Raw genomic sequence first — 15,091 nt, 5'->3', positions numbered from 1 at the left:
CCTTGCATATGCCGTAATGAATGGGGTTAAAGCTAGGGGAGAAAAAGGACAATACAGTACAGAACGTATTCATTTTAACAAAAATAACCATTCTTAACTTTTCGTTACATAGTTAGAAACTTTTCCGCCGACCTACTTATGACAATTATTTGACGACTTTGACGATGAAGTGTTTGCATTGTTTTTTCCTCCTGATCAGTTACTGCAATGCAGAAAAAATCTGTTTGTGATCTTACAATTGGTTGTTCTCTTGGCAGACAATCTTCCCAGTTCAATCCTAACTCATCACAAATTTGTTTATAACCATCAACTCGAATTGGTTTACCAGTAAAAAATTTGCTGACGGTAGATCGAGATAGTTTAAGAAAATCAGCTAATACTTGTTGTGTATATCCTAACCTAAGTAAAGCTGTTTTTGCCTTCTTTCTAACTTCAGCAGAGGCCGTCAATGTACTGCGTCCAGGTGTCTGTGTCATACAGAGGTTTTCAACTATTCAATCATAAGTTGAGTATAAAACAATCATGAAACAAACACAACTCAATCATTACTAAGACACGAGTTCAGATTTATGGCATTACAGTGAAACAAGTAAATAAAAATTATTCTCTAAGAAATTACTATGAACAAATTCCATAAATTATTGATGGGTACAACAGCCATAGTTTCCATGTTTGGCTGGAATGTAAATATAGCTCAAGCACAATCCATACCAGCATACTTTTTAATTGCCCAATCTCAACCTAGTATTGGTGATACGGTTCAATTTGCCGTTGATGCAATCCACAAACTTAGACAACAAGGAAAGATTAATCTTCGTCGAGATGGTAATTACACTTTTGATGATGTCAGGATTGAGATAGATAACGCAAAACCAGAGTTGCTGAATGAAAATCCACTCCCTGGAGGATTTTATAATCCTTTTGCAAATTGGATCACAATTAAAAATCTCAAACAAGACATATCTGTGACTGTTCAAGTAGTAGGTTCTAACTCTTATAAATCTATAGGTTACAGTACACCCAAGCGTGTTCCTGGTAAACCTATTGATTTGTGCTGTACAATTTACAATCCTAGATAAAACTTTCTCTTACTGTTTAGTAACTAAGGAGATTACCATGAAAAACCTGCATAAATTACTAATGACCACCACCGTCATATTTTCTATATTTGGGTGGAATATTCACACAACTCAAGCACAAAATAGCCCCAAATTAATTGCTGCTTATAGTTCAACTAAGGGCGACAGTGACGTAGGAATAAAGCAAGACTGTATTTCATTCTTTTATGACAGTGGGGATTTTCTAGAAAAATGCTCATCTTTTATTAACAGTGGTTACACTCGTCCGCGTACAAGAATTACCAATATACAAGGTATTTGGAGACGTGACGGAGATTTAATTTATGTTCAAGTCACAAGTTCAGCAGGATTATCTGGTGAGAGAAAATATCAAATAACTCAAGAGGGTTTATTAAATGTGGAAACAGGTACTCGCTTAACCAAACAATGAAAAGATGCAATTGATTAATAGGATTAGTCGTAGGTTGGGTTGGCGAAAGGAAACCCAACATTACTAAAAACAACCTAACTAACAATTTCTGAAATTAAACAAACACAAAACAAATAGAGAATATTATGTCAAGAGAATTTCCATCACAAATAAATTTGGTTTCTGCAACTAACTACAATGATGTTATTGGTAGTGACATTGGTAGTCGTAGGTTGGTTTGACGAAAGAAAACCCAACACCATTCTTTGTTTTGTTTTGTCGGTTGGGTAATATGATATTTTTTTTGACCCCAACTCAACGCGGTAGGGGTTTAGCATTGCTAAACCCTTACATTTTATGAATCAATATTTCCTTTTTTCGCTTTTTTCACTTTCTCAATTTGCTTGGTTGCTTCCATTTCGTTGAATAGTCGGATAGCTTCATTAAAGTTGGTGTGGCTTTTTTCGGTTTGACTAATTTTTTGATATGTTAAGCCAAAGCTAATATTTTTTAGCAATGCCACAGGCATTTTTTATTGTTCCAACTGATTCACAGGCAGATTTTATCAGTATTTTAACGGATACAGCACTTCTCAGTGTTATGAGGTACATATATAGTGGGCAAGATGCCCGCACCACAAGAGTTTGATGATTCAACTTTGTACCTCATAAGAGCGAAAACCGCTGTAATAGTTTGGGTGCGACCTCTTACGTAATTGCTCACCCAGTATGATAAATTAAAAACATAAACAATAGTTATATTTACATAAAATACTATTTTACTAGATTCTTTTTAATGCTAACATTTACGGCTTATTCACAGCTTTATGATCATGATATAGGTCGTGTTTCTTTGTAATTAATTTTACGTTGATATTGAATTTAGAATATCTGTTGAATTTCACCATAATTTCATAAATATGCCATTTTCATGAAGATTCAATACTCTTGGGTTGAGAAAAATCAGTAGAAATGCGGGTGTTTTTTTTACGGACGTGAAATAGTCGGTATAGAAAAATGACTTGTCAATAGTTAACTAGATTCAACTATCTAGCTGTAGAGTAATTAACCAAAAGAACTCAGTTTAATGAGGTTTAAAACATGAAGAAAAAAATCGCTTTGGCATCTTTCGCTCTCACAGCTTTTACCGTATCTGCTATCGCTTATACACAATTAGCGCAAGCCTTTCCAATACCAAATCCAAATACGACAACATCCGTTGTCTGCTATTTTCAAAAAGGAAATCATAGACTTTGGAAATGGGGATTAAAACCAAACAACGGTTGGTTTGTGTTAAACGGTTCATGGCAGAAGACAAGAGATACTAGAATTACCTATTTTGCAACGCCAACATCAGCAGATACTATTAGACAAAGTTGCAGGCAATCGAGAGCATACTACGGATATGGAAATTATATAATCAATGGAATTTATGCTGCAAACTCATCATTAAGCTACAATTACCCAATCTACACACCAGCGGGTGAATTAAGACCATAGCCAAAATGTTTAATATAGCGGTTATTGGTTGAGTGAAATACAAGCCCCCTACCCGCAAGCGAGGAGGGGGCTTATGATAGACAAGCTTACTCATAGCAATGTTTCAAGCCCTATCGTGGCAGAAATAAGCAATTTCATACCTCATTTTGGAATAATAATTTCCAATCATTTGTGATAAATTTTTTGTAGAGACGTTTTATGCAACGTCTCTATTTTCAATTGTATTAATCAATAATCATGAAAAACTTTAAATTCAAACCAGGATTTAAATGGTTGACCATATCGGCAAGTTTAACAAGTGTTTCTCTTGGGTGTTGGTTAATTTTTGCCATATTTACCCAAACTAAAACTCAAACCACTCCCGTTCGCATAGTAACAGTCACTCAAGACAAAGTAGAAGATAAAATTACTGGTGAAAGTGGTATATTAAAATTAGATAATCAAAGAAATATCAAATCTCCAATCACAGGAACAGTAGAACAAGTATTAGTCAAAATTGGAGATCAAGTTAAAAAAGATCAAATTTTAATCCGTCTGCGAGATACAGAAACACAAATTAAATTACAAGAATTTGCATCTGATTTAAAAGATAAAAATTTACAACTGCTTGATAAACAGTCATCTTTAAAAAAAGCAGAAGGCAAATTATTAGAAACTCAGCAAGAATACAGAAATATTCAAAGTACCTATAGAAATGATATTAACAGGAAAAAAGATGAAAAAATAAGGGAAATTCAAAAACGTAGATTAGAAGTTACCAGAAAACAACAAGCATTAACTGGTAAAATAAATGATTTAAAAGAAGCAAAAACTAAATTACAAGAAAATAAACAACTTTTCGCTAAGGGATTTATTTCGGAAACTGAATTAAAAGAGCAAGAAAAAAAAGTTACTCAAGCTGAAACAGATTTAAGTAATGCTAAAGATGAATTATCATTAAGTAATTTAGATTTAGAACAGCAGAAATTAGAATTACAAAGTTTTTGGCAAGATGTGAGAAATAATAAATCTGAACCCCAGCAAAAGTTGAAAGAAGCTAAAACTAAAATTGACCAAGCTGTACAAGAATTAAACCAAGCTAAATTAGCACTCAATCAAATTGTGAGAGAAATAGATAAACTCAAAATACAACGCCAAAAGATTGCTGAGGAATTAAGAAAAACAGTAATTACTTCTCCTATTGATGGTGTAATTCTCAATTTACAAGCAAAATTAGGTGATGTAATTGAACCGAAAGGAGATGTTTTAGTTATTGGTGATCCTACTCAACAAATTGTGGAATTGAAGTTATCTCCTTTGGACGCAACTAAGGTGAAAATTAGACAACAAGCTGAAATTAGTATTGTTGGGTTTCAATCACAAAAATTAACTGGTAAGGTTCAACAAATATCTTTATTAGCTGGAGATACCCAAAATAATAATCAAGGTACAGATAATGTCAAAATAACAGCTATTGTGGGTTTAGATCAAATTAATAAAAATATTGTTCCGGGAACTCCAGTGACAGTTGCTTTAATTATCGCTCAACGTGATCATGTGACAGTTATTCCTAGTGAAGCTATTCAAGAAAATGAATCAGAAACATTTGTTTGGATAAAAGATCAACAAGGTAAGGCTTTTAAAAGAATGATCAAACCTGGATTACAAGGATTAGATAATATTGAAGTTAAATCTGGTTTAAAACCAGGAGATGAAATATTAATTCCTTCTTTGGAAAATCCTTTAAATGAGGGAGATTATGTTGTCATAAAAATGCAGTAATAATATAATATTGTAGTCAAACCCATAGCCCGCCTGGGAATGAATTCCCAGTCTAATAGCAAAAGTCATCTGAAGATGACTAAATAAACATAAAACTCTTTAGTAAACTTTAGTTTACTTTGGTTATTAGCCCGGAAATTCATTTCTGGGCGGGTGTGGAAGCAAACAGATAAGCCATTTCTAACTTAAGTTGACACCTATGAGATTCTTCTAAAATCTTACCGATAATAAAGAATAAATTTAACATATTTATCCCCATGAACATCAATGATTTATTATCTTTAACATCTAGCTCTTTACGCAGTAATCCCTTGCGCTCATTTTTGAGTAGTTTAGGTGTCTTTATGGGTGTATTTGCTGTGAGTGGAACTTTACAAGTAAGTGATATTGGAAAAATATATTTAAAGACACAATTACAAAAAATGGAATCTCCGCAAATTTCTATTCAATCTCCCTATAACTCGGTTACGTCTCAACAAAAAAAATATCAAAGCGAAGATTTAGCATGGTTAAAAACAAATTTATCTGGTTGGAAATATATCGCTCCTATACAAAATGGTGGTAATGATGCTATTTTTTTGGGAACTCAAAAAATCAATGTGGAAAGTCAAGCAGTAACACCAGATTTCTTACCTATTTCGGGAAGGAAATTAATTGCTGGTAAGTTTTTTACAGTTAATGATTTACAGCAAATCCGTTCTGTTGTTGTTATAGATCAATTACTCGCACAAAAACTATTTAAAGGTAAAAATTCATTGGGGAAAATGATTTATTTTCAAAATAAGTCTTATTATATTCAAGGTATTATTCAAACTAGAAAAAGTAGTTCATGGGGAGAAGAACAAGGATTGATATTAATTCCTTTATCTGTTTATCAATCTCTCAAATCAAGTCCTTTTTTTGATAAAATTACTATTACTCCTAAGAATCCAGAAAATATAGAACAACTTCAAATTCAAGCAATTAGCATTTTAAAGAAAAGATTTCCTGACGTAGAGATTTCTGCTTCTAGCAATGTTGAAGAGGTGAAAAGTTTAGAAAAAGTCTTAAATGGTGTGACTATTATTCTCTTACTTATTGGAAGTATTTCTTTATTTGTAGGAGGTGTGGGAATTGCTAATATTACTATAGCGTCAGTTGTAGAACGAACTCCAGAAATTGGGTTAAGACGCGCTATTGGTGCTACTCAAAAGAATATTTTAATTCAGTTTTTACTAGAAGCAACTTTTATTAGTATGACAGGAGGAATAATTGCAATAGCTACAGTACAAGGAATTACTATTATGACTGTAACTCTCTTGAATTTACCCTATCAATTTACTTATCAAACGCCTTTAGTTTCTCTGAGTTCTGCTATTATAGTGGGTATTGTTTCTAGTTTTTTACCTGCGCTGAGAGCTAGTAAATTAGATCCTGTTGAAGCTTTACGTTCCCAATAAGTAAAGTTGAGAATAATGTTAATGTTGGGTTTCCTTGCGTCAACCCAACCTACTTAATTTTTTTACTATGAATCGTTTTTTATTACCAATATCATCTTTGCTTTTGATTTTACTGTTTCCGGGTTTAGGAAAATGTCAAAATATAGCTAATCCACCAAGTTTACCAAAATCTAATTCTGATTTACAATTACTATTAAATAACTCTAGTCAGGAATTACCTTTAAAATTAGCTGATGCTGTTTATTTAGCTTTGCAAAATAATCGAGATTTAAAAATAGCTTATCTCCAACGTATTTTAGATCAAAAACAATTAGCTGAGACTGAATCTCAATTTAATCCAACTTTTACACCACAGCTATCTTTAAATTTGAATAATAATCAAACTGGTAGTAATAAAAATAACAATACAACTGCTCTTTTAGGTGCTAATTTTAATTTAAAAGTTCCTACAGGTGGTAATTTAAGTTTAACATGGCAAGGACAAAATCTTTTATCTCGTACTAGCTCATTAGATACTTCCTCAGATACAAATACTCTAAGTCAAAGTGTCAATCTTAATTTCAGTCAACCTTTATTAAAGGGTTTTGGCACAGGATTAAATACTCTTAATATTCAAAGAGCCAGATTGACAGAAAATGCTAATATTTTGAATCTCAAAAATACTACTTCTCAAACAATTACTAATACTATAGTTAGTTATAGAAATTTATTATTAGCTCAAGAAAGACTGAAAATTGAACAATTATCTTTTGCTAATGCTAAAAAAGATTTAGAGAGATTACAAGCATTATTTGAATTTGGGAGAATTCCTAAAAATGATCTGGTTGAGCGTCAAGCTGATATTGCTCAACAAGAAGTAAATTTAGTGAATATACAATCAAGTTTAGAACAAGCAATTTCTGAATTAACTAAAATTATAGATTTACCCATAACAAAAAAACTAATTGCTCTGGAAAAACCTGATCCTCCAACAAGTTTAAATTTACCAGCTTTTACAGAAATGCTAGAATTAGCTAAAGCGAATAATACTGGTTATCTTGCTGCTATTAATGCTGTGGAAAATGCTAAATTTGGGATAAGAGAATCTAAAAATCAACAACAATTAGATTTAAAATTAAACGTGAGTTATGGGTTTAATAGTGCTTCCAATACTCAAGATACAAATAATTTGAGTTCGTCTTTAGTCTTAAATCGTGAATTTGGTAATCTTAGTCAAGATAATGCTGTAGTTAAAAGTGAGATTAGCTTACAAAATGCTAATTACACTCTAGCAAAAACTCAGGATAATTTGAATGAGGAGTTGAAAAATAAAATTCGTAATGTTAAAGATACTTTTAAGCAAATTGAATTAGCACAGCAAGCCCGAAAGTTAGCAGCATCAAAAGTGATAAATGCTAAGGAAAGAATGAGATTAAGTAGTAATATTTCGATGACGGATATTATTAACTTTGAAAAGAGTTTAGTTGACGCTCAAAATCAAGAACTTAATGCTATCATTAATCATCTTAATAGTATCACTCAACTAGAACAGTTTTTGGGAATTACTACAAGTAAATGGGTTAAATAATACTATTATGAGGATTTTCAGGATTGTGTACATAAATATTGAAAATGGCAATTGATGTATTCAAAATAAGTAAAGTATAAATAATCCTGTACATCCTGTAATCCTGAATATCCTGATTCAGACAAATTCCGTGTTTCCTTCCATACTCCCAAATTATTAGGTTTGGATGTCCTCAACCAAGAATTGTTAGACCGGACAATGATTGCTACAGATGGTTCAGCTAACAAATCTAACTTAGGCGCAAATGCTATTTTAGGTATTTCTTTAGCAGCAGCCAAAGCAGGTGCAGCAGCTTTAGATATTCCCCTCTATCGCTATTTGGGTGGACCTTTGGCGAATCTATTGCCAGTCCCTTTAATGAATGTGATCAACGGTGGAGCGCACGCATCTAATAACGTTGATTTTCAAGAGTTTATGATTGTTCCTATCGGTGCGCCTTCTTTTAAAGAAGCATTGCGTTGGGGTGCGGAAGTATTTGCGACTCTCAGCAAAGTGTTAGATGATAAAGGTTTGCTGACTGGTGTGGGTGATGAAGGTGGTTTTTGTTAGGCTAAAGTTAATATTCTTGATTTAGTAATGCCACAGTACGATTTATATCACAATCAAGTTAAAAATGCTCTAACCAAAGATGGATGGGTAATTACCGATGACCCCTTTATACTAGAATACAAAGGCTTGCGTTTATATGCTGATTTAGGAGCAGAAAAATTATTTGCTGCCCAGAAGATGCAGCAAAAGATTGTAATTGAAATAAAAGTTTTTAATAGCCCTTCTTTAATTACAGAATTAGAAAAAACATTAGGACAATATAATATTTATGTTAGTTTAATTAAAAGAATCAATCCAGAACGTAAATTATATTTAGCGATTCCTGAAGCTGCTTATCAAGACTTTTTTCTTAAACCAGCTATTCAAGATATTTTAAGTGATCAACAGCAGATTAATTACATTATTTTCGATCCAATTCAGGAGGTAATTGTACAATGGATAAGTTAGAAAAATACAGAAGAATTATAGTTAGTATTGTGAAAAAACACGCTCAATATCAACCTAGTCATGGAAAAATTGAGGCTTTGTGTATTTGTGATCAAGAATCTGATAATTATTTGTTAATGGATACAGGTTGGGATAAAACAGGTAGGGTTCATGCAGTGGTATTTCATCTGCGAATTATTGATGGTAAAATCTGCATTGAATGGGATGGTACAGAAAGGGGAATAACTGCGGAATTATTGGAATTAGGAGTAGAAAAGGATGATATTATTTTAGGGTTTATTCGTCCTGAATATCGGCAGTTTACAGATTTTTCTGTGGCTTAATTTTGAATTTTTGCTTTTTCCACTTTCTCAACTTGCTTGGGTGCTTCCATTTCGTTGAATAGTCGAATAGCTTCATTAAAATTGGTGTGGCTTTTCTCAATTTCAGCCATCTTTTGATATAGCAATTATGGGTTGGATACAATACAATTGAGTACGGTGTTTACCTGCCACTACAGGTTTTGCGATTTATTGACTGTATCTCACTCAAGTGCATACCGCTATATGTTCAACCTATTTGGTATACTAAACACGGTTGGGAAATTAACTTTTACAGGATTAGGAAAAACATAGATTTGTAGGGGTTTAGCACTGCTAAACCCCCTACCGATAGAATCGAACGATTAAGCCGTTTTTAGTATAGTTTGTTTGTTTATTCTTTAGTTTGTTGTTTTTTGCAAATTGAGAATCAACCAATAATTACCATGTTTATCTGGTATTCTTATTAAATCACCTATAGAAAAATTAGCATTAAGACAAGAATCAATTACACATTTTTCCGAATAAATTCTACTCATAAAAGACTCTTGATAAAAGTTTTTCTTGGTAATTTCTTCGTTACAAGTGAAATCAGTCCATATTTCTCCATTTTTACTTAGAAAAGTAGATAAATATTTTAATGTATTGAATGGATTCTATAAGTGCATCATAATTTGCATTGCAAAAATTACATCAAAATATTGATTTTCAAAAGGTAATTTGTTAATATCAGCTTTATAATAAACAACTGATGATAGAGTTGATATCTCTTTAGCTTTTTTTAGCATAGCCTCAGAAATGTCAATGTTAATAATTGTTTTCGACTCAGAATAAAGCTTTTGCATTCTACCGAAGCCGCTACCAACATCAAGTATAACTTTATTTTTTGTTTTTATTTTATTTAATAACCTTAGCTCCTAACAATGCTTGAACTAAAGGGTTTGATAAGAAAAAGTTGATTTTAGCAAATATCAACATAATAAATGAACTAAAGGTAAAGGGTTTGATAAGAAAAAGTTGATTCTAGCTAAATCATAGATATATATAGAAATTTTATTTATTTCAGTATAAAACATACCAGATGAATTTATATTAGCAAATAAAGATTTTTGTAATTATTCGTTACATAGTCTCTACACATATTTAACTACAGATGTAGCGATTGTTTGTCTACGTTTTACTTTTTACTCAGTAAAAGTTTACCATTGCCCCCACTATTGGAAATCTTCTTTAATCTCAGCCGATTTTCCCCCAGAAACACATAAACTAGCGATTGGGTTATTAGTAAACTGTAAAGGTTAAACCCTGACGACATACTCAAAATCAAGGACAAACCACGAATGACTAAATTTCTAGACACCGCTATTGAAGCCATTGTCTCCCGCGAAATCCTCGACTCACGGGGAAGACCTACACTAGAAGCGGAAGTACATTTAGCTGGTGGTGCAGTGGGACTCGCACAAGTTCCTAGCGGGGCTTCTACAGGCACATTTGAAGCCCATGAACTGCGGGATGGGGATAAAAGCCGTTATGGTGGTAAAGGAGTCCTCACCGCGGTAAAAAACGCCAATGAGATATTAGCACCCAAATTATTAGGTTTGGATGTCCTCAACCAAGAATTGTTAGACCGGACAATGATTGCTACAGATGGTTCAGCTAACAAATCTAACTTAGGTGCAAATGCCATTTTAGGTATTTCTTTAGCAGCAGCTAAAGCAGGTGCAGCAGCTTTGGATATTCCTCTCTATCGCTATTTAGGTGGACCTTTGGCGAATCTATTGCCAGTCCCTTTAATGAATGTGATCAACGGTGGAGCGCACGCATCTAATAACGTAGACTTTCAAGAGTTTATGATTGTTCCTATCGGTGCGCCTTCTTTCAAAGAAGCATTGCGTTGGGGTGCGGAAGTGTTTGCCACTCTCAGCAAAGTGTTAGATGATAAAGGTTTGCTGACTGGTGTGGGTGATGAAGGTGGTTTTGCACCTAATCTAGAATCTAACCAAGTGGCTTTAGAATTGCTGGTAGCGGCGATTAAACAAGCTGGTTATAAACCTGGTGAAGAAGTAGCTTTGGCTTTAGATGTGGCTGCAAGTGAATTTTACAAAAATGGACAATATGTTTATGATGGTAAATCCCATAGTCCTGTTGAGTTTATTGATTATTTAGGTCAGTTGGTTGACCAATATCCCATTGTTTCCATTGAAGATGGTTTACATGAGGAAGATTGGCAAAGTTGGCAATTACTAACTCAGAAAATTGGCTCAAAAGTACAATTGGTGGGTGATGATTTATTTGTAACTAACGCTACCCGCTTACAAAAAGGCATTGAACAAAAAGCCGCTAACTCGATTTTGATTAAGTTAAATCAAATCGGTTCACTAACTGAAACTTTGGAAACCATTGATTTAGCCACTCGCAACGGTTTCCGCTCAGTAATTAGCCATCGTTCCGGTGAAACTGAAGATACAACCATTGCTGATTTAGCTGTAGCTACTCGCGCCGGTCAAATTAAAACAGGTTCTCTATGTCGTAGTGAACGGGTAGCTAAATACAATCGTTTACTCAGAATTGAAGATGAATTAGGCGATCGCGCCGTCTATGCTGGTACTGTTGGTTTAGGACCAAAATAGGCAATTGGTGATTGGTAATTGGTGATTGGTGATTGGTGATTGTAAACAGCATTACCCATTACCCATTACCCATTACCCATTACCGAATTAAGGATAAAACCCAACTTTAGGTAATCCCAAGGTTTCATGCCAGCCTAGCATCAGGTTCATACATTGAATTGCTTGACCGGCTTGACCTTTTATCAGGTTGTCAATGGCTGACATGACGATAACGCGACCAGTGCGGGGGTCAACTTCTATGCCGATATAACAATTGTTACTGCCACACGCCCATTTAGTTTGGGGATAAGTGCCACTATTGCAGATTTTCACCCAAGGGGAATTACGATAAAAGGCACTGTAGATGGTAATCAGGTCATCACGGACTAAACCAGGATCGCGCATAGTGGCGTACACAGTGGCTAAAATCCCCCGCACCATAGGGATGAGGTGGGGTGTAAATTGGATTTTTACGTCATGACCTGCCAATTCACTACAAATTTGCTCAATTTCTGGGGTGTGGCGGTGTCTACCGACGTTATAAGCACCTAGAGAGTTATCAGCTTCGGCTAACAACAGGTTAACTTTGGCTTGTCTGCCGCCCCCAGATGTGCCGGATTTGGCATCAATAATGGCTGTTTCGGGAACTATTAACCCTTGTTTTAAAAGTGGGGAAAGTGCCAGTAAACTGGCTGTAGGATAGCAACCGGGACAGCCAATTAGATTTGATTCGGCAATGCGATCGCGGTACAATTCTGGTAAACCATAAACTGCTGTGGCGGCTATAGTGCGATCGCTTCTTTCTGTACCATACCAATCTGTATAAGTTTTCAAATCACCAAAGCGATAATCAGCACTCAGATCCAGTACCTTACAACCTTTTTCTATAAGTTGGGGAGCAATTTGGCAAGCCAGTCCATTGGGTAAAGACAGAAATACCACTTCACAACGACTAGCAATAATATCCGGTTGTACTGCTTCAATGGGCAAATTTACTATATTACCGAACTGTGGGTAAAGGTCAGCAAAGGATTTACCTGCACTACTTTCACCACCTAAATAAACAATTTCCACTTGAGGATGATCCATCAGCAGTCGCACTAGCTGTACTCCGCCATACCCTGACGCGCCAACAATTCCAACTGGTACGCGTCTTAAATTTCCCATGATCTTAAATCCTTATCTACTTTTAGTTATCTATTATCAATCATCAGCAGTCAAGCTACTAACTAATTACTGATGACTTCTGATTGAACTTTCGCTGCATTGTATAGCAAAGCGGATCTTTTAGCGTACCTATAATCACAAATATCTTTAAAAAATAATCACACTCATAGTGTGTAGAAAATCAGTACCACTAAAGATTATGTTTGCTATGTGACAGAAAATTCTCAACTTCAAAAATTTGGCGAATACATTCGCACAATCAGAAAAGCACAAAATCTTTCCCAAGAACAGTTAGCAGAACTGTCAGGACTACATCGCAACTACATCGGTGGTGTTGAACGTGGTGAAAGAAATATTGCTTTGTTAAATATTATCCGTATTGCTCAGGCTTTGGGAATGTCACCCAGTGAATTATTAAAAGGTTTAGACTAAATGGTATTTCCTTATGCCAGTATTCCAGTTGAAAAATGGGCAGATAAAACAAAAGAACTGATAGAAGAACATCCTCTCAAGCCAAATGTTATTAGAGAGGTTGCTTTAAAGAGTTGGCAGCTTTTATGGCAAACAAAAATAGGAGAGGAAGACACATATTTGAGCCTGGCAGAAATTGATCCACCAGCTATTATGGTGGGTTATTTTTTTGAAAAACTCTTTGCCAAAGAATTGCAAAAGCGTTATCCAGAGGAATGGAGAGGAACACAAAGTAAAGATGAAAAAGATATTGTTTATCTAAAGGATACAAGATATTCAATAGAGATAAAAACTTCTGGTCAGCTTGGCACAAAAATTTTTGGAAATCGCAGCTATGGTCAAAAAGCAAAAGATGAAAATAATGAGGAGCTTGCTAAAAAAGAAAAGTCTGGTTATTATATTACAGCTAATTTCTACCAGCAAAGTTTAACATTATTAAGATTCGGTTGGATAGACCATGAAGATTGGAATGCACAAAAATCAGCAACAGGTCAGGCATCTGGTTTAGATCAAAAAGTCTATGAGCATAAACTTTTTACAATATCAGGAGAATATATTTTAGATTCTCCTGTTAATTTATTATGCAAAGTTGGTGATGTAATTGCGAATGAGATGAATAAGGAAGGAATAAAAATTATTCAGGAATTAAGTGATTATCAAGGTAATAATCAAACTGTTAAAAAAGCCAAAGCGCAGGAAAAATATCACAATATACTTAAATTGAATTCGGGGATTGAAAAATTTGCGCTGGGTAAAAACATAATAAATAGTGTTTGGTGGTGGTTAACTTAAAAATACAAAAATACCTTTATAGAAATAAAGACATTTGTTCTACTTGACAACTTTGTTCTTTCAAAAAAGTTTCAATTCTATTAGCAGCAATATCACAGTAATCTTGACGAATTTCAAAACCAATTACTAGCCGATTTAAATCTAAAGCTACCATAGCAGTAGTACCTGAACCCAAAAATGGATCTAGGATAATTTGATTTTGATTTGAAGATGCTTGAATTATTCTTTGAATGACAGCAGAGGGAAACTGTGCTGGGTGTGGTGTTCTTTCTTTTGAAGATCGGTTTTGTCCAGAAGTTACTTTCGGAAATTCCCAAACATCAGTAGGATTTTTACCTAAAGGATTAACCCTGATTTTACCATTCTTTTTTTGATTGGGATATTTAACATTAGGATCACGAATATCGTCAAGATTAAAAGTATAAGCTTCTGAATTTTTTACATACCATAAAAATTTCTCATTTCTAGGTGAAAAGAACTTACTTCCTGCGACTCCAGCACCATAATTCCAAACAATTTCCTGAATTAAATAAAAAGGAATTTTATCCCAAAGTAAATAGGAAATAGGAATTGCTTTAGCACGATTTTTAATAGATAAATAACCTAAATTTAGCCAAAAAGCTCCATCACATAAAGTCAGACGATAAACTTCTTTTATCCATTGTTCACACCAATTTATATAATCGTCTAATGGCAATAAATTTTCATATTCCTTGCCAATATTATACGGCGGACTGGTGACAGTTAAATTAATTGATTCATCTGGTAAAATTTTCATTGCCTCTAAACAATCTAAATTGTAAATGAGACAATTAGACGTTTGAAAGTAGGGTTTACCTAGTAATTTACTTATATCATTGAAATTCATAGCTTAATAATCTGTGTATATGGTACTCTAAACTGCTGATAGTATATATGAACTATTTTATTAGCAAGTAACAGTTTAGTTATCTCACAAAAGCTCTAATTCCGATAAACAAGCTACAATCTAAAATAAGAAATT

17 protein-coding genes and 1 pseudogene are annotated in these 15,091 nt (G+C 34.0%); 12 read left to right on the top strand and 6 right to left on the bottom strand.

The genetic code is table 11. The annotated features are described in order from the left end of the window. Positions 1 to 104 precede the first annotated feature (104 nt). Positions 105 to 476, bottom strand: coding sequence for a helix-turn-helix domain-containing protein (locus PN450_RS04125; protein ID WP_271835498.1), 372 nt, complete (start codon positions 474 to 476; stop codon positions 105 to 107). Between the two features lie 144 nt (positions 477 to 620). Here PN450_RS04125 and PN450_RS04120 point away from each other — a divergent pair, with 144 nt between their 5' ends. Then, positions 621 to 1,079, top strand: a complete 459-nt coding sequence (locus PN450_RS04120) for a hypothetical protein (RefSeq protein ID WP_271835497.1) — start codon at positions 621 to 623, stop codon at positions 1,077 to 1,079. Positions 1,080 to 1,116: 37 nt separating this feature from the next. Further along, entirely contained in the window at positions 1,117 to 1,509 is a 393-nt protein-coding gene (locus tag PN450_RS04115) for a hypothetical protein (RefSeq protein WP_148760238.1), read from the top strand. A gap of 334 nt (positions 1,510 to 1,843) precedes the next feature. On the opposite strand, the gene PN450_RS04110 is transcribed toward PN450_RS04115, so the two are convergent. Next, entirely contained in the window at positions 1,844 to 2,017 is a 174-nt protein-coding gene (locus tag PN450_RS04110; RefSeq protein ID WP_271835496.1) for a hypothetical protein, read from the bottom strand. A gap of 571 nt (positions 2,018 to 2,588) precedes the next feature. On the opposite strand from PN450_RS04110, the gene PN450_RS04105 reads away from it, so the two are divergent. From PN450_RS04105 to PN450_RS04075, 7 genes and pseudogenes are all read left to right on the top strand, one after another. Beyond that, positions 2,589 to 2,987, top strand: coding sequence for a hypothetical protein (locus PN450_RS04105; protein WP_271835495.1), 399 nt, complete (start codon positions 2,589 to 2,591; stop codon positions 2,985 to 2,987). 237 nt (positions 2,988 to 3,224) lie between these two features. Then, positions 3,225 to 4,748, top strand: a complete 1,524-nt coding sequence (locus PN450_RS04100; protein ID WP_271835494.1) for an efflux RND transporter periplasmic adaptor subunit — start codon at positions 3,225 to 3,227, stop codon at positions 4,746 to 4,748. Between the two features lie 257 nt (positions 4,749 to 5,005). Then, positions 5,006 to 6,187 carry an ABC transporter permease gene (locus PN450_RS04095; RefSeq protein WP_271835493.1) on the top strand — a complete coding sequence of 394 codons (1,182 nt, stop codon included), beginning with the start codon at positions 5,006 to 5,008 and terminating at the stop codon, positions 6,185 to 6,187. A 67-nt stretch (positions 6,188 to 6,254) separates the two neighbouring features. After that, a complete protein-coding gene (locus PN450_RS04090; RefSeq protein WP_271835492.1) occupies positions 6,255 to 7,754 on the top strand; it encodes a TolC family protein in 1,500 nt (499 codons plus the stop codon). Positions 7,755 to 7,901: 147 nt separating this feature from the next. Further along, a pseudogene (gene eno / locus PN450_RS04085) lies at positions 7,902 to 8,297 on the top strand (phosphopyruvate hydratase); the annotation flags it as partial. Between the two features lie 33 nt (positions 8,298 to 8,330). After that, positions 8,331 to 8,750 (top strand): element excision factor XisH family protein, encoded by a 420-nt coding sequence (locus tag PN450_RS04080; RefSeq protein WP_027400758.1) that lies wholly within the window; start codon positions 8,331 to 8,333, stop codon positions 8,748 to 8,750. Continuing rightward, positions 8,738 to 9,073 carry a XisI protein gene (locus tag PN450_RS04075; protein ID WP_148760228.1) on the top strand — a complete coding sequence of 112 codons (336 nt, stop codon included), beginning with the start codon at positions 8,738 to 8,740 and terminating at the stop codon, positions 9,071 to 9,073. Before PN450_RS04080 ends, PN450_RS04075 begins: the two co-directional genes overlap by 13 nt. A gap of 377 nt (positions 9,074 to 9,450) precedes the next feature. Here PN450_RS04075 and PN450_RS04070 read toward each other — a convergent pair whose 3' ends face one another. Together PN450_RS04070 and PN450_RS04065 are read right to left on the bottom strand one after the other, a co-directional pair. Further along, positions 9,451 to 9,588: a hypothetical protein gene (locus PN450_RS04070; RefSeq protein ID WP_271835491.1), complete on the bottom strand. Its 138-nt coding sequence runs from the start codon at positions 9,586 to 9,588 to the stop codon at positions 9,451 to 9,453. 117 nt (positions 9,589 to 9,705) lie between these two features. Then, positions 9,706 to 9,945: a class I SAM-dependent methyltransferase gene (locus PN450_RS04065; RefSeq protein WP_148766743.1), complete on the bottom strand. Its 240-nt coding sequence runs from the start codon at positions 9,943 to 9,945 to the stop codon at positions 9,706 to 9,708. Positions 9,946 to 10,389: 444 nt separating this feature from the next. Here PN450_RS04065 and eno (PN450_RS04060) point away from each other — a divergent pair, with 444 nt between their 5' ends. Further along, the gene (gene eno / locus PN450_RS04060; RefSeq protein ID WP_148760226.1) at positions 10,390 to 11,679 is read left to right on the top strand and encodes a phosphopyruvate hydratase; all 1,290 of its coding nucleotides are present in this window, start codon (positions 10,390 to 10,392) and stop codon (positions 11,677 to 11,679) included. A gap of 87 nt (positions 11,680 to 11,766) precedes the next feature. On the opposite strand, the gene argC is transcribed toward eno (PN450_RS04060), so the two are convergent. Then, on the bottom strand, positions 11,767 to 12,825 hold the full coding sequence (argC, locus tag PN450_RS04055) for an N-acetyl-gamma-glutamyl-phosphate reductase (protein ID WP_148760224.1): 1,059 nt from the start codon (positions 12,823 to 12,825) through the stop codon (positions 11,767 to 11,769). Positions 12,826 to 13,035: 210 nt separating this feature from the next. Here argC and PN450_RS04050 point away from each other — a divergent pair, with 210 nt between their 5' ends. Together PN450_RS04050 and PN450_RS04045 are read left to right on the top strand one after the other, a co-directional pair. Then, entirely contained in the window at positions 13,036 to 13,257 is a 222-nt protein-coding gene (locus tag PN450_RS04050) for a helix-turn-helix domain-containing protein (protein WP_027400752.1), read from the top strand. Further along, a complete protein-coding gene (locus tag PN450_RS04045; protein ID WP_148760222.1) occupies positions 13,258 to 14,088 on the top strand; it encodes a ScaI family restriction endonuclease in 831 nt (276 codons plus the stop codon). 16 nt (positions 14,089 to 14,104) lie between these two features. On the opposite strand, the gene PN450_RS04040 is transcribed toward PN450_RS04045, so the two are convergent. Further along, on the bottom strand, positions 14,105 to 14,956 hold the full coding sequence (locus PN450_RS04040) for a DNA-methyltransferase (protein WP_271835490.1): 852 nt from the start codon (positions 14,954 to 14,956) through the stop codon (positions 14,105 to 14,107). Positions 14,957 to 15,091: the final 135 nt, after the last annotated feature.

Source organism: Dolichospermum lemmermannii CS-548, assembly GCF_028330815.1.
GTDB classification, from domain to species: domain Bacteria; phylum Cyanobacteriota; class Cyanobacteriia; order Cyanobacteriales; family Nostocaceae; genus Dolichospermum; species Dolichospermum lemmermannii.
Note: the sequence above shows the minus strand (reverse complement) of the source record. Positions and strands in the feature narration are given on the sequence as shown.